The sequence below is a fragment of the Allosphingosinicella sp. genome (genome assembly GCF_059502505.1).
Map to the genome: position 1 here is coordinate 213,210 of NZ_JCACEU010000016.1, position 18,023 is coordinate 231,232.

Annotated in this window: 19 protein-coding genes; 8 read left to right on the plus strand and 11 right to left on the minus strand. The window is 67.6% G+C overall.

The genetic code is table 11. The annotated features are described in order from the left end of the window. The first annotated feature begins 48 nt into the window (after positions 1 to 48). The 3 genes from fsa to AC5JBD_RS09260 all read left to right on the plus strand — a co-directional run bounded on the left by fsa (position 49) and on the right by AC5JBD_RS09260 (position 2,349). Positions 49 to 702 (plus strand): fructose-6-phosphate aldolase, encoded by a 654-nt coding sequence (gene fsa / locus AC5JBD_RS09250; RefSeq protein WP_495721505.1) that lies wholly within the window; start codon positions 49 to 51, stop codon positions 700 to 702. Positions 703 to 764: 62 nt separating this feature from the next. Then, positions 765 to 1,448 carry a DUF484 family protein gene (locus AC5JBD_RS09255; protein WP_495721506.1) on the plus strand — a complete coding sequence of 228 codons (684 nt, stop codon included), beginning with the start codon at positions 765 to 767 and terminating at the stop codon, positions 1,446 to 1,448. After that, the gene (locus AC5JBD_RS09260) at positions 1,441 to 2,349 is read left to right on the plus strand and encodes a tyrosine recombinase XerC (RefSeq protein ID WP_495721507.1); all 909 of its coding nucleotides are present in this window, start codon (positions 1,441 to 1,443) and stop codon (positions 2,347 to 2,349) included. The genes AC5JBD_RS09255 and AC5JBD_RS09260 overlap by 8 nt, the downstream gene beginning before the upstream one ends. Here AC5JBD_RS09260 and AC5JBD_RS09265 read toward each other — a convergent pair. Both AC5JBD_RS09265 and gshB read right to left on the minus strand, forming a co-directional pair. Beyond that, the gene (locus AC5JBD_RS09265; RefSeq protein ID WP_495721508.1) at positions 2,334 to 2,963 is read right to left on the minus strand and encodes a DedA family protein; all 630 of its coding nucleotides are present in this window, start codon (positions 2,961 to 2,963) and stop codon (positions 2,334 to 2,336) included. The two genes, AC5JBD_RS09260 and AC5JBD_RS09265, sit on opposite strands and share 16 nt — an antisense overlap. Further along, complete coding sequence (gene gshB, locus AC5JBD_RS09270; RefSeq protein WP_495721509.1) at positions 2,964 to 3,908, minus strand: glutathione synthase; 945 nt, start codon at positions 3,906 to 3,908, stop codon at positions 2,964 to 2,966. A 128-nt stretch (positions 3,909 to 4,036) separates the two neighbouring features. On the opposite strand from gshB, the gene AC5JBD_RS09275 reads away from it, so the two are divergent. Beyond that, complete coding sequence (locus AC5JBD_RS09275) at positions 4,037 to 6,178, plus strand: S46 family peptidase (protein ID WP_495721510.1); 2,142 nt, start codon at positions 4,037 to 4,039, stop codon at positions 6,176 to 6,178. A 34-nt stretch (positions 6,179 to 6,212) separates the two neighbouring features. On the opposite strand, the gene AC5JBD_RS09280 is transcribed toward AC5JBD_RS09275, so the two are convergent. Genes AC5JBD_RS09280 through rsmI form a run of 3 tightly spaced genes read right to left on the minus strand, consistent with a single transcriptional unit; the run spans position 6,213 to position 8,008 of the window. Then, on the minus strand, positions 6,213 to 6,818 hold the full coding sequence (locus AC5JBD_RS09280; RefSeq protein ID WP_495721511.1) for a glutathione S-transferase family protein: 606 nt from the start codon (positions 6,816 to 6,818) through the stop codon (positions 6,213 to 6,215). Positions 6,819 to 6,830: 12 nt separating this feature from the next. Then, the gene (locus AC5JBD_RS09285) at positions 6,831 to 7,181 is read right to left on the minus strand and encodes a YraN family protein (RefSeq protein ID WP_495721512.1); all 351 of its coding nucleotides are present in this window, start codon (positions 7,179 to 7,181) and stop codon (positions 6,831 to 6,833) included. Beyond that, a complete protein-coding gene (gene rsmI / locus AC5JBD_RS09290) occupies positions 7,178 to 8,008 on the minus strand; it encodes a 16S rRNA (cytidine(1402)-2'-O)-methyltransferase (protein ID WP_495721513.1) in 831 nt (276 codons plus the stop codon). The genes AC5JBD_RS09285 and rsmI overlap by 4 nt, the downstream gene beginning before the upstream one ends. Before the next feature lie 78 nt (positions 8,009 to 8,086). Here rsmI and AC5JBD_RS09295 point away from each other — a divergent pair, with 78 nt between their 5' ends. Next, on the plus strand, positions 8,087 to 9,217 hold the full coding sequence (locus tag AC5JBD_RS09295) for a penicillin-binding protein activator (protein ID WP_495721514.1): 1,131 nt from the start codon (positions 8,087 to 8,089) through the stop codon (positions 9,215 to 9,217). Here the strand turns inward: AC5JBD_RS09295 and hemW are convergent. The 3 genes from hemW to rph form a co-directional block, all read right to left on the minus strand. Then, positions 9,214 to 10,341, minus strand: coding sequence for a radical SAM family heme chaperone HemW (gene hemW / locus AC5JBD_RS09300; protein WP_495721515.1), 1,128 nt, complete (start codon positions 10,339 to 10,341; stop codon positions 9,214 to 9,216). The genes AC5JBD_RS09295 and hemW overlap by 4 nt on opposite strands. Positions 10,342 to 10,448: 107 nt before the next feature. Next, the gene (gene rdgB / locus AC5JBD_RS09305) at positions 10,449 to 11,096 is read right to left on the minus strand and encodes an RdgB/HAM1 family non-canonical purine NTP pyrophosphatase (protein WP_495721516.1); all 648 of its coding nucleotides are present in this window, start codon (positions 11,094 to 11,096) and stop codon (positions 10,449 to 10,451) included. Then, positions 11,096 to 11,812, minus strand: coding sequence for a ribonuclease PH (gene rph / locus AC5JBD_RS09310; RefSeq protein ID WP_495721517.1), 717 nt, complete (start codon positions 11,810 to 11,812; stop codon positions 11,096 to 11,098). Before rph ends, rdgB begins: the two co-directional genes overlap by 1 nt. 97 nt (positions 11,813 to 11,909) lie before the next feature. Between rph and hrcA the strand changes: the two genes are divergently transcribed. Further along, complete coding sequence (gene hrcA / locus AC5JBD_RS09315) at positions 11,910 to 12,953, plus strand: heat-inducible transcriptional repressor HrcA (RefSeq protein WP_495721518.1); 1,044 nt, start codon at positions 11,910 to 11,912, stop codon at positions 12,951 to 12,953. After that, the gene (grpE, locus tag AC5JBD_RS09320) at positions 12,950 to 13,507 is read left to right on the plus strand and encodes a nucleotide exchange factor GrpE (protein WP_495721519.1); all 558 of its coding nucleotides are present in this window, start codon (positions 12,950 to 12,952) and stop codon (positions 13,505 to 13,507) included. Before hrcA ends, grpE begins: the two co-directional genes overlap by 4 nt. A 15-nt stretch (positions 13,508 to 13,522) precedes the next feature. On the opposite strand, the gene AC5JBD_RS09325 is transcribed toward grpE, so the two are convergent. The 3 genes from AC5JBD_RS09325 to AC5JBD_RS09335 form a co-directional block, all read right to left on the minus strand. Then, complete coding sequence (locus AC5JBD_RS09325; protein WP_495721520.1) at positions 13,523 to 14,926, minus strand: amidohydrolase family protein; 1,404 nt, start codon at positions 14,924 to 14,926, stop codon at positions 13,523 to 13,525. 88 nt (positions 14,927 to 15,014) lie between these two features. Beyond that, positions 15,015 to 15,473, minus strand: a complete 459-nt coding sequence (locus AC5JBD_RS09330) for a vgr related protein (protein WP_495721521.1) — start codon at positions 15,471 to 15,473, stop codon at positions 15,015 to 15,017. Positions 15,474 to 15,476: 3 nt separating this feature from the next. Further along, a complete protein-coding gene (locus tag AC5JBD_RS09335) occupies positions 15,477 to 15,926 on the minus strand; it encodes a copper chaperone PCu(A)C (protein ID WP_495721522.1) in 450 nt (149 codons plus the stop codon). A 128-nt stretch (positions 15,927 to 16,054) separates the two neighbouring features. On the opposite strand from AC5JBD_RS09335, the gene dnaK reads away from it, so the two are divergent. Beyond that, entirely contained in the window at positions 16,055 to 17,974 is a 1,920-nt protein-coding gene (dnaK, locus tag AC5JBD_RS09340; RefSeq protein WP_495721523.1) for a molecular chaperone DnaK, read from the plus strand. Positions 17,975 to 18,023 lie beyond the last annotated feature (49 nt).

An 18,023-nucleotide genomic window follows, 5' to 3' on the forward strand; every position in this document is an offset into this window, starting at 1 on the left:
GATCAGGCTAAGCCGCCGCGACCCTTTTGCTCAAGGACTCGATTTCGCATGAAATTCTTCGTCGACACCGCCGACATCAACGACATCCGTGAGCTGGCGGAGACCGGCTTGCTGGACGGCGTGACGACCAATCCGTCGCTCGTTCACAAGGCCGGGCGCAATTTCCTCGAGGTGGTCGAGGAGATCTGCCGGGTGGTGCCGGGACCGGTCTCGGCCGAGGTGGTGGCCACAGAGCATCAGGAGATGATGCGCGAGGCCGAGGTCCTTCGGAAGATCGCGGACAATGTGACTGTGAAGGTGCCGCTGACGATCGACGGCCTCAAGACCTGCAAGGCGCTCACCAGCGACGGGACGATGGTGAATGTCACCCTCTGCTTCACCGCCAACCAGGCGCTGCTCGCGGCCAAAGCTGGCGCGACCTTCATATCGCCGTTCGTCGGGCGGCACGACGATATCGGCTTCGACGGCATGGAGATCATCTCCGATATCCGTCTCATCTACGACAATTACGACTTCCAGACCCAGATCCTGGTCGCCAGCATCCGCCACCCGGTGCACGTGCTGGAAAGCGCCAAGATCGGCGCCGACGTGATCACCGCGCCGCCCGCTGTGATCCGCCAGCTCGTCAAACATCCGCTGACGGATCGGGGTCTCGAAGCGTTCCTGGCGGACTGGCAGAAGACCGGGCAGCAGATCGGGTAAGAGGCGGGCGCCGCGGCAAAGCCGCGTCCTCGATCGCTCTGCCCGGGCAGGTGGTCGGCCGTGTGTGGGCTGCTCGGCCCCAAGTTCGAATCGCTCCGCAATCCCCTCCTTCGATCACGGGCGCCTCCGCAATCGTTTCACCATCGCATCTTAACCTTATTCGGGTTAAGCTCACTGCGATGGGAACGGTGATCAACTTCGAGGAACGGGCGGTCGCCAACCTGCGTGCGCGCTGCGTCGCGGCGGAGGAGGCCAACCAAGACCTGATCGCCTTCGCGCGCGGCCATTCGGGCGCGGTCGCTTCGATCCATGAGGCGGTGCTGGCCGCGGTCGAAGCGGAGGGGTTCGATCATCTCATTCATGTCGTGACGCAGGACTGGCCGCAGATCCTCGGCCTCGACGCGGTCGCGCTGGCGCTCTGCGCGGGCGACAAGGGCATGCGCGCCGACGCGTCCGGCCTCCAGTTCGTCGATCCGCGCGTCATCCAGAAATCGGTCGCTCGCTTCGAAGGCGTCGTGTTGCGCGGCGTCAAGCGGGGCCATCCGCTGTTCGGGCCGGCCTGCACCCTGATCCGTGCCGAGGCCCTGATCCGGCTCGACAGCGAGGCGCCGCTTCCCAGCGGCTTGCTCGCGCTCGGGCAGCGCGAGGCACAGGGCTTCGAGACCCGCCATGGCTCCGAATTGCTCGTCTTCCTCGGGCGCGTGCTGACGCGCTGCATGGGACGTTGGCTCATCCCGGGTGGCTGATCCGCTGATCGACCATCCCGCTCGCGCCGCGATTTCGCGGTGGCATGACCATCTCGCACATGACCGACGCCGGTCCGCCCATACGGTGCGCGCCTATGTGGCGACGGCGCACCGGCTGGTGGAGTTCCTCGGCAAGCATCTCGGGGCTGAGGTCGATGTGGAGGCGCTGCGCGCTCTCACCTCGGCCGATCTCAGGGCCTTCCTCGCGGTCCGCCGTGCGGAAGGGCTCGGCAACAGTTCGGCCGCGCGGGAGCTGTCGGCGGTGCGGACTTTCCTCGCCTTTGCCGCCGGAGGCACCCGGCCGCGCGTCAAGTCGCCGAAGCGGCCGCGCAGCGTGCCGCGGCCAGTCTCGCCCGATGAAGCCGTCTCGCTGAGCGAGGAGGTGGGCGAGGATGCGAGCGCGGAGTGGATCGCGGCGCGCGATCAGGCCGTGCTGCTGCTGCTGTACGGAAGCGGCCTGCGGGTGGCCGAGGCGCTGGGCCTGACCGGCGGCGCCTTGCCGCTCGGTGAGGCGCTGACCGTCACCGGCAAGCGCAACAAGACGCGGATCGTCCCGCTGCTCGATCCCGTTCGGCAGGCGATCCAGACCTATCTCGACCTCTGCCCGTACGGCATGAGCAAGGACGAGCCCCTGTTCCGCGGCGCGGGAGGCGGGCCGCTCAACGGGGAGATGATCCGCCGGGTCGTGCGCCGGGCTCGGGTGCGGCTGGGGCTGACCGAGCGGACGACGCCGCATGCGCTCCGGCACAGCTTCGCGACGCACCTGCTCGGGCGCGGGGCGGACCTGAGGTCGATCCAGGAGCTACTCGGCCATGCGAGCCTGTCTTCGACCCAGATATACACTGCCGTGGATATGGCGCATCTGATGGATGTCTACCGCACGGCTCACCCCCGCGCCTGAGGCTCCTCGGCGGCGGGATGGCGCTTTCGCCAGGTGAGCTGGCGCCAGAGATAGGTGGCGATGATGAAGCCGATCACCGCCAGCGACAGCGGTCCAAGCACATCCTCGATGCGCGCGAACTGGCGGCCGAGCACATAGCCCGCGACGGCGAGCGCCGAGCTCCACCCGGCGGTGCCGATCGTCGACCAGATCAGGAAGCTCTTCAGCCGCATGTGGAGCAGGCCGGCCGGGATCGACACGACGGACCGCACGGTCGGCAGCATCCGTCCGACGCCGACCACCCAGCCGCCGTGGCGGCCGAACAGGCGCTCGGCCTTCTCGACGTCCGGCCAGTCGATCGTCAGCCAGCGGCCGTGCCGATCGATGAACGGGTGAAAGCGCTCCATGCCGATGACGCGGGCGAGGAGATACCAGAAGAAATTGCCGAACATCGCCCCGGCCGTTCCGCTGACGATGACGCCCCAGAGGGTCATGTGCCCGCGTGCGGCGGAGAGACCGGCGATCGGCATGATCACTTCGGAAGGGATCGGCGGAAACACCGTCTCGAGGAACATGAGCAGGAAGACGCCGAGATAGCCGGCCTGCTCGATGAGGGTGATGACCCAGTCCGCCATTTACAGTTTCGCCTCGATCGCGTCCCAGATGCGGGCCGGTGTGTCGGTACCGTTGAACTTGTCGATCGCGACGATGCCGGTGGGGGAGGTGACGTTGATCTCGGTCAGCCATCGGCCGCCGATAACGTCGATGCCGACGAAGAGCAGGCCGCGCTTCTTGAGCTCCGGGCCCAGCGCCGCGCAGATCTCATGCTCCCTGTCCGTCAGCTCGGTCTTGGCAGCCGAGCCGCCGACCGCCAGGTTCGAGCGGATCTCACCTTCGCCCGGAAAGCGGTTGATCGCGCCTGCCATTTCGCCGTCGACGAGCACGATGCGCTTGTCTCCTTCCGCGATCTCGGGGAGGAACTTCTGCAGCATGTGCGGCTCGCGATAGGCGGTGTTGAACACCTCGATCAGCGAGGAGAGGTTGGCGCCGTCGCGACCGATCTTGAAGATCGCCTTGCCCCCGTTTCCGTGCAGCGGCTTGACGACGATCTCGCCCTGTTCCTCCAGGAACTTGCGGGCGAGGCCCAGCGAGCGCGTGACGAGCGTCGGCGGCATGAAGCGGGCGAAATCGAGCACCCACACCTTCTCCGGCGCGTTGCGGACCGAGGCGGGGTCGTTGACCACCAGGGTCTCGCCGGCCAGGCGCTCGAGCAGATGGGTGGCGGTGATGTAGCTGAGGTCGAACGGCGGGTCCTGGCGCATCAGGACCACGTCCGCGTCGTGGCCGAGGTCAAGGATCACCGGCTCGCCGAGCGTGAAGTGATTGCCCGGCTCGCGCCGCACCTCGACGGGCTGCGCCATCGTCACGACCCGGCCCCCATGATAGCTGAGCGCATCGACGGAGTAGTGGAACAGCCGATGTCCCCGCGCCTGCGCCGAGAGCATGATCGCGAAGCTGGAATCACCGGCGATGTTGATGCTTTCCAGCGGGTCCATCTGGACGGCGACGCGAAGCGACATTGATAACCCTGCTCAGTTGCGGTGCATGCGCCCCTAGGTGGCGCCGGCTGCTTTGTCACGCGGCGCCGTCACGTTGCGTTCAGCCGGCACTCTGGTAGAGAGACCGCAGTTTCTTTGAGGGATGATCAATGAAAACAAAGGCTTATGCGCTCCTCGCGAGCGCCGCACTGTACGCTGCGCCGGCGATGGCCGAAGAAGGCATGTGGCTGCCGCGCCAGACCGCGGGCATTGCCGACGAGCTTCGCGCCGCGGGGCTGCAGATCGATCCGGCTCTGCTCGGCAACCTCAAGGCCGCGCCGCTTAACGCGATTGTTTCGCTCGGCGGCTGCTCGGCGGCGTTCCTCAGCCCGCAGGGGCTGGTCGCGACCAACCATCACTGCGTCTACGGCTCGATCCAGTATAATTCGAAGCCGGGACAGGATTTCCTCACCGACGGTTTCCTCGCCGCTTCGCTGACCGACGAGCTGCCGGCCGCTCCGGGGAGCCGCATCTATGTGATCGAGGACCTGCGCGACGTCACCCAGCAGATGAACAAGGGCGTCACCTCCAGGCTCTCGGGCCTGCAGCGCTACGAGCAGATGGAGAAGAACCGCAAGTCGCTCGTCGCCGCGTGCGAGAAGCAGGCGAGCCGGCGCTGCGACGTCCGCGCCTATTTCGGCGGGGCGACCTATTATCTCCAGCAGCAGCTCGAGATCAAAGACGTCCGCCTGGTCTATGCGCCGGCCGGCGGCATCGGCAATTTCGGCGGCGAGACCGACAATTGGATGTGGCCGCGCCACACCGGCGATTTCGGCTTCTACCGCGCCTATGTCGCGCCGGACGGCTCGTCGGCGCCTTATGCGGCGAACAACGTTCCCTACCAGCCCAAGGCCTGGCTCAAGGTGGCGCAGCAGGGCGTGAAGGACGGCGACTTCGTGATGGTGGCGGGCTTCCCCGGCACCACCAGCCGGCTCGTCACCGCCAATGAGGCGCAGTTCAACTTCGACACCCTCTATCCGGTCCAGCAGACTCTGCTGAACGACTATTCGGACGCGATCACCCGCGCTGTCGCCGGCGATCAGGACGCCGACATCAAATATGCGTCGATCCTGAAGGGCGCCGACAATTACAAGAAGAAGTATATCGGCGAGATGTCCGGCGCCGACCGGATCGGCCTCGCCGCGCGCAAGCAGCAGGAGGAAGCGGCCTACCGCGCCTGGATCGCGGCCGATCCGAAGCGGGCCGCGATGTACGACACTGCCGGGCTGGACGCGCTCGTCGCCGAAGCCAACCAGGCGGCGCTCGACAACGTCCGGATGGGCACCCTGTCGCGCGCGCAGCTCCTAGCTGCCGCGCGCAACCTCTATCGCTGGTCGAAGGAGCGGCAGAAGCCCGACGCCGAGCGCGACAGCGGCTATCAGGACCGGGACCGGCTCGCGACCGAGCAGAGGCTGACGACGATCGAGCGCCGGTTCGCGCCCAAGGTCGACCGCGTGCTCCTGGAGCAGGCGCTGACCGAGTATCGCAAGGTGGACGCCGCCCGCCGCGACGCCGGTCTCGAGGCCAAGCTCGGGCAGATTGGCATGGACCGCCTCTATGCCGAGACGAAGCTCGGCGACACCGCGACGCGCCTCGCCTGGCTGAACAAGAGCCCGGCCGAGTTCGAGGCTTCGACCGATCCGTTCATCCAGCTCGCCGTCGCCATGTATCCGGCCGACATCGCCCGCGAACGCGCGGCGAAGGATCGGGCCGGCCGGCTGCAGGCGGCGCGCTCGGCCTATATGCAGGGCATGCTCGCCTTCGCCGAGCAGCAGGGCGAGACGCTCTACCCGGATGCCAACGGCTCGCTCCGCTTCACCTACGGCAAGGTGACCGGCAAGAATGTGGACGGCGAGAGCTGGCAGCCCTTCACCACGGCGGAAGGCCTCGTCGCCAAGCAGACCGGCAAGGGCGAGTTCGACGCGCCGGACAGGGCGATCGCGCTCATCAGGGCGAAGGATTACGGCCGCTGGGCCTCGCCCGAACTCGGCACGCTGCCGGTCGACTTCCTGTCCACCGTCGACATCACCAACGGCAACTCGGGCTCATCGACGCTGAACGCGCGCGGCGAGTTCGTCGGCCTGGCATTCGACGGCACGCTGGAGGGCGTGGTCTCCGACTGGTCCTACGACCCAACGATCAACCGCACCATCCACGTCGACAGCCGCTTCATGCTGTGGACGATGGACAAGGTCGATAACGCCCAGCGGCTCCTCCAGGAAATGGGGGTGACGCAGACGGCGAGCCGCTGACAACTCTCTCTTCCGGCCAGTTCGGGAGGGGAAGTCAGCTCGGGCGTGTCGCAGCCAAAGAGGGCCGGTCCCGCACTGTCGCCAGCCAGGCGGCGAGGCGGGGGCGGCTCTCTTCACTTTCCGAATAGACGTTGCGAAATGCCAGCCATTCGATCGCGCAGGCGAGGGCGAGATGGCCGATGTTGAAGGCGCCGGAGAGCAGTTCCGGCTCTGCCTCGACCGCATCGAGCCCGTTTCTGACCTTGCGCAGATGCGCCTCGATCCACTCGTCCCAGCGCTTCTCCTCGGTGCGGAGGCTCTCGAGCCGCACCGCCACGCCGGCGTCCATGATCCCCTGCGCCAATGCATGGAGCTTCAGCGACGGCCATCGCCGCCCGCCCTTCGGGAACAAGGTGCCGCCTGCCAGCGCGTCCAGATATTCGGCGATGACGATGGAGTCGAACAGGGGCCTGCCGTCGTCGGTCACCAGCACCGGCACCTTCTGGAGCGGGTTCTGACGCTGGAGGTCGGGAATATGGTTCGTCGGATGGGTGAGGGTGGTGACCTCGAAGAACTCGATCCGGTCCTCCAGCCCCAGCTCGAGCGCGGCCGCGCGCGCCTTGCGGGCGTAAGGGGAGGGGCGGGTGTAGAAGAGCTTCATCAGGACCTCCTTTCAGCCGTGCCACACGTTGGTGACGTGCTTGGGCAGTCTCCATGGCACGACGAACATGGCATCGATCCTCATATCGTCGCCGGCGCGAACGAAGCGCGGGCCGAGCGCGCCGGCTGCCGCGGCGACGCGCCGGAGGCGGAACTCGTCGAGCGAGAGAGCGGCGTCGGCATCGGTCGCGCGCGCTTTCACCTCGACGAACGCCACGGTGCGTCCGCGCCGCGCGACGAGGTCGACCTCGCCCACCGGCGTCCGCACCCGGCGGGCGAGGATGCTCCAGCCCTTGAGCTGCAGGAACAAGGCGGCCAGCGTCTCACCTCTCCGGCCGCTGCGCTCGGCCCGCTGCCGTTTCACTTCAGCGCCAGCGCGCGTTCATAGACGTCGCGCCTCGGCAGCCCGAGTGCCTGTGCGACCTCCGCGGCTGCGCGGGACGGGGAGAGGCGGGTCATAGCCTCGGTGAGGGCCGCATCGATCTCGTCCTCGCCCGCGGCTTCGGCTTCGGCGGGGGGACCGACGACGATGACGATCTCGCCTTTGGGCGGTGCATCGGCATAGCGGGTGGCGAGCTCGGCCAGCGTGCCGGTGACGGTCTCCTCGAACTTCTTGCTGATCTCCCGCACGACCGCGGCATCGCGGCTGCCGAGGCCGTCGCGCAGGGTTGCCAGGGTCGCGCCGAGGCGTGGGCCGCTCTCGTAGAGGATGAGCGTAGCCCGGATCGGCGCGATCTCAGCGAGCGCACTCGCGCGCGCTCCTGCCTTGGCGGGAAGGAAGCCGAGGAAGAGAAAGCGGTCGGTCGGGAGTCCGGCGAGGGTCAGAGCGGCGACGGCGGCGCAGGGCCCGGCGACCGTGTGCACCTCCCGGCTGGCCGCGCGTGCGTCGCGGACCAGCTTGTAACCGGGGTCGGAGATGAGCGGCGTCCCGGCGTCGGAGACCAGCGCGACCGCTTTCTCCGCCATCTGGGCGATCAGATCCGGGCGGACACGATCGGCATTGTGATCGTGATACGGCGTCATGGGTCGTTTGACGCCGATATGGGCGAGTAGTTTTGCGGTGACGCGGCTGTCTTCCACGGCCAGCACGTCGGCTCTCGACAAGATGTCCGCGGCGTGGGGGCTCAGATCGGAAAGATTGCCGATCGGGGTAGCGACGATATAGAGGCCGGGCGCAAGTCGTTCGCTCATCAAGGGTTCGTCATGGCAGAGCCGCTCCATCGCCCGCAACCCCGCCGCGCCTTCCTTGGGACCGCAGCGGGGATGGCCATGTCCGCGTTGCTAGCGGGATGCCAGATCATTCCCGATCCGGGCGCCCCACAGGCGCGCGCCGAGCCGGAACCACTTCCAGTGCCCACTCCGACTCCCACGCCTGAGCCTGGAGCACCTGTTCAGGATCTGCGCAACAAGGTCGCCGTGCTGGTGCCGCTCACCGGCGAGAATGCCGGCGTCGGCAAGTCCATCGCCAATGCCGCCAACCTCGCCTTGCTGGACAGCGGCGGCGAGCGGATCCGTCTGACCGTCTACGACACGGCCCGCGGCGCGGCGGCAGCGGCCAACCAGGCGCTGGCGGAGGGCAACCGCCTGTTCCTGGGACCTTTGCTCGCGGAGGACGTGCGCGCCGTCGCGCCTGTGGCCAGCCGTGCCGGCGTTCCGGTCGTCGCCTTTTCCAACGATGTAAGCGTCGCCGGCGAAGGCATCTATCTGATGGGCTTCACCCCCAGCCAGTCGATCGAGCGCGTGGTAGGCCATGCGCGGTCGCAGGGGCTGGAGAGGTTTGCCGGCCTCGTGCCCGGTGGGCTTTACGGCCAGCGTTCGGGGCAGGCATTGATTCAGGCAGTCGAGCAGGCGGGGGGGCGTATGGTCGCAATGCAGACCTACGACCGCAGCCCTACCGGGCTCCGTAGCGCCGTCGGTCGGCTCAACGGCCAGTCGGGCTACGATGCGGTGCTGATCGCCGACAGCAGCCGCATTGCCGCCACCGCCGCGCCTGCGATCCGCAGCGGGCCGTCCCCCGAGGCCCGGATCCTCGGCACGGAGCTGTGGGCAACCGATGCCAATCTCTCGGCGATGACGCCGCTCCGGGGCGCCTGGTTCGCGACCGTGCCCGACACCATGTTCGATCAGCTGCGCGGCCGCTACCGCACCCGCTACGGCACCGCCCCCTACCGCCTGGCGAGTCTTGGCTATGACGCGGTGCTTCTGACGATGCGGATTGCCGCGGAGTGGCCGTTCGGGCGTCCGTTCCCCGCCGCCAAGCTCCGCGACGCGGAAGGCTTTATGGGCATAGACGGCGCCTTCCGCTTCGGCCGCGACGGCATCGCGGAACGGGCGCTGGCGGTGCAGCAGGTGAACGCCGCTACTCTTGAAACCGTCTCGCCGGCGCCGCGCGGCTTCTAGGCGACGATCTCCGCAAGGATCGCGTCGAGCAGCAGCATTCCGGCGGGCGTGACGCGTAGACGCTGGCCCTCGCGGAGGATCAGGCCCTGATCCTGAAGCCTGGCGACCGCGGCGCCATCCACAAGCTGTTCGGCGTCTCGCTCCGACAATTGCGCGATGCGGCCGAGATCGACGCCTTCTCTGAGGCGGAGCCCCATGAGCAGAGCCTCGACGCCCTTATCGGCAGGAAGGATCGCCGTTTCCTCGACGATGCCGTGGCCGTTGCGAGCGAGGGCGGCCAGCCAGTTCTCAGGCTTCCTGTGGCGCTGGGTGACCGCACCGCCGCGCCGGCCATGTGCACCAGGTCCGATGCCCAGGTACGGCTGGTAGCGCCAGTAAGCCAGATTGTGTCGGCTCTCCTCGCCCGGGCGGGCGTGGTTGGAGATTTCGTAGGCCGGCAGTCCAGCGGCTTCCGTCAGCGCCTGCGTCAGCTCGTAGAGCGACGCGCTGTGATCGGGGTCGGCTTCTGGCAGCTCGCCTTTCGCCGCCAGAGCGGCGAAGCGGGTGCCCGGCTCGATCGTCAGCTGGTAAAGCGAGAGATGCCCCGTGCCGAACGACAGGGCGCGCCGAAGCTCGGCCTCCCAGCCTTCCTCGGTCTGGCCCGGAAGCGCGTAGATGAGGTCGAAGCTGACCCGGCCGAACGCCGCCTGCGCCGTGTCGAGCGCGGCCAGCCCTTCCTCCACGCCGTGGGCGCGCCCGAGGAAGCGCAGCGCCTTGTCGTCGAGCGATTGGAGGCCCAGCGAGACGCGGTTCACCCCGGCCTGGGCGAGATCCGCGAAGCGGGCCGCTTCGACGGACGAGGGATTGGCTTCGAGCGTGATCTCGATGCCCGGAGCAAAGCCCCAATGCGCCTCGGCCGCCTTGATGATTGCCGCCACCGTCGCGGGCGGCATCAACGACGGCGTGCCACCGCCGAAGAAGATCGAACTGAGCCGTCGCGCCGGCTCCTGCGCCGCCTCATGAGCGAGATCGGCAAGTAGGGCTTGGCACCACTGATCCTGATCCACCGATGCGCGGACATGGCTGTTGAAGTCGCAATAGGGACATTTTGAGACGCAGAACGGCCAATGGACGTAGAGGGCCAAACCGTCTCCAGAGCCACCGTTCGCCCTGAGCCTGTCGAAGGGCTGTCCTTCTCTTTCGGCGCTGGAAGAAGGACAGGGCTTCGACAGGCTCAGCCCGAACGGGATGTTCATTGAAGCAAGGCAGCGACCAGCTTGCGGAAGGCGTCCGCGCGATGGTCCATGGCATATTTACGATGGGATCCCATTTCCCCGAAGGTCTGCTGCTCGCCGATCGGCTGGAACATCGGGTCGTAGCCGAAGCCGTTCTGCCCGCGGGGCGGCCAGACGATCAGGCCGTCGACGCGGCCTTCGAAAATCTCGCACTGGCCGTCCTCCGGCCAGCAGACGGCGAGGGCGCAGACGAAATGGGCGCTGCGGCCCGCTTCCGGTCCCTGCGCCAGCAGCTCGTCATTCACTCGGCTCATTGCAAAGCCAAAGTCGCGCTCCACCCTTGCTTCGCCGGGCTCCGCCTCGGGCGGCACCTCGATCGAGCGTTCGGCCCAGCGCGCGGAATAGATGCCGGGCTTGCCGTTCAGCGCATCGACGCAGAGGCCGCTGTCGTCGCCGATCGCGGGCAGTCCGCTGAGGTCCGCCGCCGCCCGCGCCTTCAGCTGTGCATTGTCGACGAAGGTGGCGCCGATTTCCTCCGGCTCGGGCAGGTCGAGGTCAAGCGCGGACACCGCCTCGATGCCGTAGGGCGAGAGCAGGTCCGCGATCTCGGCGAGCTTGCCGCGATTGTGGCTGGCGATGACGACCTTGCCGGAGAGGCTGCGCATCATCGCCCCGTCGCCCGGTCCTGGGCGGCGAAGATGTCGGCGCAGCCGATCCGCGCCAGGCGGAGCAGCCTCAACAGGCCTTCCTCGTCATAGCATTCGCCTTCCGCGCTCACCTGGGCCTCGACGATGTTGCCATCCGACGTCAGCACGAAATTGCCGTCAGAGCCGGCGGCGGAGTCCTCGACATAATCGAGGTCGAGCACCGCGGTTCCCTGATGGATGCCGCAGCTCACGGCGGCGACCTTCTGGCGGATCGGGTCGACGTTGAGCTGGCCCGCGGCCAGGATCTTGTCCACGGCGATGCGCAGCGCCACCCAGGCGCCGGAGATGGACGCGGTGCGGGTGCCGCCGTCCGCCTGGATGACGTCGCAATCGAGCGTGATCTGGCGCTCGCCCAGCTTCTCGGAATCGACCACGGCACGCAGCGAACGGCCGATCAGCCGCTGGATCTCCTGCGTCCGGCCGGACTGCTTGCCGCCCGCCGCCTCGCGCCGCCCGCGCGTGTGGGTCGCGCGGGGGAGCATGCCATATTCGGCGGTCACCCAACCCTTGCCCTTGCCGCGCAGCCAGGGCGGCAGCTGCGTCTCGACCGAGGCGGTGCAGAGCACCCGCGTGTCGCCGAAGCTGACCAGGCAGCTTCCCTCGGCGTGGCGGGTGAAGCCGGGCTCCATCGTGATCGCCCGCATCTGGTCGGGCGCGCGGCCGGATGGGCGCATCAACATTCCTTTCCGTGGTTGGGCCGCGCCTTAGCTCCGCTCCCCCGCATCGTCCACCGGGGTGACGAGTGGGGTGCGACCGACTACCTAAGACGGCATGTCCACGACGCCCATCACCGAACTGACCGATCGCGCGCGCGACGTGTTCCGGATGGTGGTCGAAGGCTACCTGGACTCGGGCGCTCCAGTCGGCTCGCGCACCGTCTCCAAGCTGCCCGGCGTCAACCTTTCCCCGGCTTCGATCCGCAACGTCATGCAGGACCTGGAGGAGCTCGGCCTGCTCAGTCATCCGCACACCTCCGCCGGACGCATTCCGACCGAGAGCGGCCTTCGCCTCTTCGTCGACGGCATGATGCAAGCGGCCGAGCCGAGCGCGGAGGAGCGAGCGGTCATCGAAGGGCGGCTTGGGCGCGGCGGCCCCATCGAGGAAGCGCTTGCCGCCGCCACCGCCGCCTTGTCCGGCCTCTCCGCCTGCGCCGGTATCGTCCTGGTGCCGAAGCGCGAGCCGGTGCTCCGCCAGTTCGGCTTCGTCCAATTGTCGCCGCGCCAGGCGCTGGCGGTGCTCGTCGGCAGCGACGGCAGCGTCGAGAACCGGGTGGTCGATCTCCCGCCCGGAGTCACTTCGTCCGCTCTCGCGGAAGTCGGCAATTACGTCAGCGCGCGCCTCTCCGGCCTCACCCTCAGCGAGGCGCAGGCGCGGCTGCAGCAGGAGATTGGCGCCGGGCGCGCCGCGCTCGACAAGGCTTCGCAGGAGCTGATCTCGCGCGGCCTTGCGGTGTGGTCCGAGGATGGCGCCAAGCGGCCGGTGCTGATCGTCCGCGGGCAGGCCAATCTCATCGACCAGTCCGCCGCGGCCGACCTCGAGCGCGTCCGCCAGCTCCTCGAAGAGCTGGAGGGCAAGGAGGAGATCGCCCGGCTGCTCGACAGCGCCCGCGAGGGCAGGGGGATGAAGATCTTCATCGGCTCCGAAAACAAGCTCTTCGCTTTGTCCGGTTCTTCGGTCATTGCCGCGCCCTATCGCGGCGGCGACGGCAAGGTGGTCGGCGTCGTCGGGGTGATCGGCCCGACCCGGTTGAACTATGCCCGGGTCGTGCCCATGGTTGATTTCACGGCACAGGCACTTTCGAGATTGATGGCATGAACGACGAACAAAAGCTTGAAGACACGGCCCAGAACCTGCGGGAAACGATGGGCGACAGCATCGATTTCGACGCGGAGGACCCGAACGAGAACCGCCTCAAGGAGCTCGAGAAGGAGCTGGAGGAAGTGCGCCAGCACGTCCTCTACGCCCAAGCCGAGACGCAGAACGTACGCCGTCGCCTGGAGGCGGAGAAGCAGCAGACCTCGGCTTACGCCGTCACCAATTTCGCGCGCGACATGCTGAGCGTGAAGGACAATCTCGACCGCGCTCTGGCGTCCTTCCCGGAGGACCTGCGCAGCGACGAGCGGCTGAAGTCGCTGATCACCGGCATCGAGGCCACGGGGCGCGAGCTCGCCAACGTCTTCCAGCGCCACGGCATCGTGAAGGTGGAGGCGATGGGCCAGACGCTCGACCCCAACAAGCACCAGGCCATGGTCGAGATCCCGAACGACCAGGCCGAGCCTGGCACGATCGTCCAGGAGATGCAGGCCGGCTACATGATCAAGGACCGGCTGCTCCGTCCGGCGTTGGTGGGCGTCGCCAGGAAGGGCTGAGCGCCCCCCTCATCATCAATCGGCAGCGACCGGCTCCGGCACGACCTGGCCGTCGGCGATGACGGCAACGATGCTGCGGCTGTTCTCCACCCTGTCGAGCGGATTGCGCGACAGCAGCAGCAGGTCGGCCTCGAACCCGGGCGCGATCCTGCCGACGCGATCGGAGGCACGCAGGAACGCGGCGCCCCCGCGCGTCGCGGCGCGCAGGGCCTGAGCCGGCGTCAGGCCGGCCCGCACCATCAACGTCAGCTCTTCGTGGGCCGAATAGCCGGGGTAGACGAACGGGTTGTTGACGTCGGTGCCGAGCGCGATGGGCACTCCGGCTGCGGAGGCGCGGCGAAGATTGTCCGACGCGTTGGCGAGATAGGCGAGCGCGCCCGCCTCGTCCTCATGAGCGGCCGCAAGGAAGGGCGGCGCGGTCAGGCTTTCGATCGCGGAGCGTTCCACGCCCTTGAGCGCATAGGGATCGGCCTCCCGCTGTCCGCGCGCCCAGGTGAGGATGCCGTCGTAAAGCGCGAAGGTCGGAACGTACCATGTGCGACGCTCGGCCATGCTGCGGATCAGCTCGGGCGGGAGCGGATCGATCGGTGCATGCATGATGCCGTCGACGCCTGCATCCACTGCCACGGCCGCCATTCGCGAGGTGCTGATGTGCGCGAAGACGGGGAGGGAACGGGCGTGCGCAGCCTTCACGATGGCACGTATCTGTTCGTCCTGCAGCCGCGGCTTGGGATACCAGGGCGGCGGTCCGTCCTCGACGATGATCTTCACGCCGTCGAAGCCCGCTGCACGCTTGGCCGCAACGAGTGTCCCGATGTCGGTGCTTTGGCGGAGCACGGTGACTCCCCGCGCCTCGGTCACCTCGGCCGCGACGTCGGTTGGCATGTTGAAGATGGTCGAGACCGGGTGACTTCCGGGCGCCGTGAGGATCGAGCCGGATCCATAGAGGCCAGGGCAGGGGATGGCGCGTGAGCGGCAGCGTTCCTTTAGAGCCGGGAAATCCGCATCGCCCGCCCCCGTCGCACCGGGGACGAAGATGCTGGTGACGCCGTAGCGCAGGAACTGCCGCAACGCGCGCTCCCGGGTGGCATCGTCCTGTGGGGCAATGCCGCCTTCGCCGACATGGGCGTGGACGTCGATCAGCCCCGGCATGGCGAAGCGGCCGGACCCATCCAGCCGGCGCGTGTCCCGCGGCACCGAAAGGGTGCTTGCCGGCGCGACGGCGGCAATGCGGCCGGATCGGATGAGGATGTCGCGAGGGGCCGAGACGCTGCCGTTTTCCGTGTCCACGACCGACACGCGCTCGATGAGGAGCGTCGCGCCCGCGTCGCCCACGTTCGCCGGAGGCGCGGCAGGGATCGTGGCACAGGCGGAGGCGAGCATCGGCAGCAAAGCACATCCACGCCACGACCACTGCATCGGCTTGTCTCCCCCAGCTGAGGAAGAGCGTAACGCGCTCGTGCCACTCTGGCGAGGCGATTGAGGGCCGTTCAGGGGCAGGGAAGCGTCAGGAGAAGGGGAGGATGCTCTCCAGCAGCTCCAGCGAGGGCGCGTTGTCGAGCGGATACCGATTCCGCCGCAAATAGGTGTGCCGGACGATCTCGCCCTGCTGCTCAAGGCCGTATCGCTCGAACGGGCGGCCGGGAACGAAATCGTATGCGTAGCGGCAGAAGGGGTGGCGCATCAGCGGCAGGTAGTATCTGCCGCGCTGCTGGCTCTGCCAGACATGGGTGAGCTCGTGGAGGAACAGCGCCTGCAACCCGAGCCGTTCCTGGCTGTAATCCTCGCTCCACTTGCTGCCCTCCGGGTGGACGTGGACATGGCCCGTCGGTGCCATCAGCGTTTCCTTCGGCTGAAGGAAGAACCACTTCCTGCGCTTCACCGTCACCGCGTCATAGTCGATGGCCGAGCCGAAGATGCTCGCCGCCATGTTGCGCTCGCCCTCGGTGAGGGGGCGCACCGTCATGGATCAGTGCCCCGCATGTCCGCCGCCCGGCCCCTGCACTTCGGCCTGCACCGTCACCGGCGGCGCCTTTGCGAAGCGGAAGGTGAGGGGGAGGGTGTCGCCGGGCTTCACAGCCGGGTCGATGTCGAACAGCATCAGATGCTTGCCGCCCGGCTCAAAGACGAGCGCCCCCCCCGACGCGAAGGCAGCGCTCGGGATCGCCTGCATCGAGGCCATCGTTCCCGACTTCATGCTCTCGTGCATCTCGATCCGGGTCGGCGGCGGTGCGGTGACGGCGACGATCGCTTCCGGCAGCGCGGCCGCTTCGGCGGTGAAATAGCCGGCGCCGGGCCGCCCCTTAACCGCCGGCAGGGTGATGCGGGCATCCTCGACCGTCACTTGCGGTTCGGATTGCGAGCCGCACGATGCCAGAACGAGACAAGCGGCGAGCATTGTTGCAGGGCGGACACGCATGCGTTGCCCTTAGAGCAGGCCGACTTCTTGTCGCAATAAAATCGACCCCTATATCCGGTTCCGAAACGCTCGCGCGCCTCGTTCGAAGGGCGCGGGCAGGCATTTCTATTGGGGCTGAGAGGACAAACATGGCCAAAGTTATCGGTATCGACCTCGGCACGACGAATAGCTGCGTCGCCGTGATGGAAGGCGGCAAGCCGAAGGTCGTTGAGAATGCGGAAGGCGCGCGCACGACGCCGTCGATCGTCGCCTTCGCCAAGGACGGCGAGCGGCTGGTCGGCCAGCCGGCCAAGCGCCAGGCAGTGACCAATCCGGACAACACGGTGTTCGCAGTGAAGCGCCTGATCGGCCGCCGCTTCGACGACCCGATCACCAAGAAGGACACCGAGCTGGTGCCCTATCACATTGTCCGCGGCGGCAACGGCGATGCCTGGGTGCAGGCCGGCGGCAAGGACTATTCGCCCTCGCAGATCTCCGCCTTCACGCTCCAGAAGATGAAGGAAACCGCCGAGGCCTATCTCGGCGAGACCGTCACCCAGGCGGTGATCACGGTCCCCGCTTACTTCAACGACGCCCAGCGCCAGGCGACCAAGGACGCCGGCCAGATCGCGGGCCTCGAGGTGCTGCGCATCATCAACGAGCCGACCGCGGCGGCGCTTGCCTATGGCCTCGAGAAGCAGGACGGCAAGACGATCGCGGTTTACGATCTCGGCGGCGGCACGTTCGACGTCTCGATCCTGGAGATCGGCGACGGGGTGTTCGAGGTGAAGTCGACCAACGGCGACACCTTCCTCGGCGGCGAGGATTTCGACGCCAAGCTGGTCGAGTATCTGGCCGAGGGCTTCAAGAAGGATGAGGGCATCGACCTTACCAAGGATCGGCTCGCCCTGCAGCGGCTGAAGGAAGCCGCCGAGAAGGCGAAGATCGAGCTCTCGTCGGCCGCGACGACCGAGGTCAACCTGCCCTTCATCACGGCGGACCAGAACGGGCCGAAGCACCTCGTCAAGGCGATCAGCCGTGCTGATCTGGAGCGTCTCGTCGACGATCTCATCAAGCGCACCATCGAGCCGATGAAGAAGGCGCTCGCCGACGCGGGTCTCAAGGCCGATGCGATCGACGAGGTCGTCCTCGTCGGCGGCATGACCCGCATGCCCAAGGTCCGCGAGGCCGTGAAGAACTTCTTCGGCAAGGAGCCGCACACCGGCGTCAACCCGGACGAGGTCGTCGCCATGGGCGCCGCCATCCAGGCCGGCGTGCTGCAGGGCGACGTCAAGGACGTGCTGCTGCTCGACGTCACCCCGCTCTCGCTCGGCATCGAGACGCTGGGCGGCGTCTTCACCCGGATGATCGACCGCAACACGACCATTCCGACCAAGAAGTCGCAGACCTACTCGACCGCCGAGGACAATCAGAATGCGGTGACGATCCGCGTCTTCCAGGGCGAGCGCGAGATGGCCGCGGACAACAAGATGCTCGGCCAGTTCGACCTGATCGGCATCCCGCCGGCGCCGCGCGGCGTGCCGCAGATCGAGGTGACGTTCGACATCGACGCCAACGGCATCGTCAACGTCCACGCCCGCGACAAGGGCACCGGCAAGGAGCAGCAGATCCGCATCCAGGCCTCGGGCGGGCTCAGCGACGCCGACATCGACAAGATGGTCCGCGACGCCGAGCAGTTCGCCGAAGAGGACAAGAAGCGCCGCGCTGCGGCCGAGGCGAAGAACAATGCCGAGAGCCTCGTCCACACCACCGAGCGCCAGCTCCAGGAGCATGGCGACAAGGTGGACGCGGGCCTCAAGTCCGAGATCGAGGCGGCGATTGCCGAGACCCGCACTGCCATCGACAGCGGCGATGCCGACGCGATGAGCAGCAAGGCGCAGGCGCTTGCCCAGGTCGCGATGAAGCTCGGCCAGGCGATCTACGAGAAGGAGCAGGCCACGGCCGCCGGCGGCACCGATGAAGGTGCGGCGCAGGGCAGCGAGGCCGGCGGCGGCGAAGAGGTCGTCGACGCCGAATTCTCCGAGGTCGACGACGAAGCCAAGGGCTAAGTCATGCTCCCCTCCGCTCGTCCTGAGCTTGTCGAAGGACTGCCCTTCT